Below are 1,136 nucleotides of genomic sequence, written 5' to 3'. Positions count from 1 at the left end.
GAGGCAGTTGCTCGGGCCAACGACACGGTCTATGGACTCAACAGCAGCATCTGGGGTCGTGACGCCACACGCGCCCGCTCAGTCGCTGCCCGACTGCACTCGGGGACCGTCAACATCAACGACGCCTTCGCCGCGGCATGGGGCAGCATCGACTCGCCGATGGGCGGAATGGGTGACTCCGGTCTCGGGCGTCGGCACGGTATCGACGGCATCCTCAAATACACCGAAGCCCAAACCATCGCCCACCAGTCGCGATTGGATTTCTATCCACCAGCGGGAATCCCGTGGAACGTGTGGGCGCCCGTGATGAACATCGCGCTACGCATGTGGAAAACCGTCGGCGCGCCCTGACACCACATGCCTCGTGCCAACCGATTTCGACTACCAACAAAGGAGATAGCACGATGAGCACCAACCGGCCAACCATGCGAGCGATCGTCGTCGACGAGCGCAAGAACCTTGCCGTCGAGGAAGTGCCAACCCCAACGCCCGCACCGGGTGAGGTCCTGATCCGCGTTGCCGCCGCTGGCATCAACCGCGGCGACGTGATGCAGCGACAGGGGCTCTATCCGCCACCACCAGGCATCAGCGACATCATGGGTCTCGAGATCTCGGGCACTGTCGTCGCCCTCGGCCCGGACGTCGCCGGTCCGGCGCTGGGGGACGAGGTGTGCGCCCTGATCGCTGGAGGCGGGTACGCAGAATACGCAGTAGCCCCCGCATCCCAGTTGTTGCCTGTACCAGCTGGCGTAACTCTGATCGATTCCGCGGCTCTGCCCGAGGTGGCTAGCACTGTCTGGTCCACGATCGTCACCGACGCAGGCCTGCAAGCCGGCGATTTGCTTCTCGTCCACGGCGGTGGAAGCGGGATCGGCACCCATGCCATTCAGGTTGCCAAGGCGCTTGGGGCGCGGGTCGCGGTCACCGTCGGATCTGAGGCCAAGGCGCAGCGCTGCCGAGACCTGGGTGCCGACATCGTGATCAACTACCGGAACCAAGACTTTGCAGCCGAGCTGGCGGGCCAGGTAGACGTCATCCTCGACATCATGGGTGGCAGCTACCTCAGCCGCAACATAGACGCCCTCGCCGTCGGAGGTCGGCTCGTGATCATCGGCATGCAGGGAGGTTTCACCGGT

Annotated in this window: 2 protein-coding genes; both read left to right on the top strand. The window is 64.3% G+C overall.

Annotated elements, in window-relative coordinates; genetic code table 11:
* The coding region (locus tag ABT116_RS48880) for an aldehyde dehydrogenase family protein (protein ID WP_351648048.1) at nucleotides 1-351 on the top strand (351 nt) is incomplete at its 5' end.
* Between the two features lie 74 nt (nucleotides 352-425).
* Nucleotides 426-1,136: NAD(P)H-quinone oxidoreductase (locus ABT116_RS48875; RefSeq protein WP_351648050.1), on the top strand; the 711-nt coding region annotated here is incomplete at its 3' end.

It is taken from the genome of Streptomyces sp. NPDC002130 (assembly GCF_040296465.1).
Lineage (GTDB): Bacteria > Actinomycetota > Actinomycetes > Streptomycetales > Streptomycetaceae > Streptomyces.
This window is presented reverse-complemented; position numbering and strand designations above follow the sequence as displayed.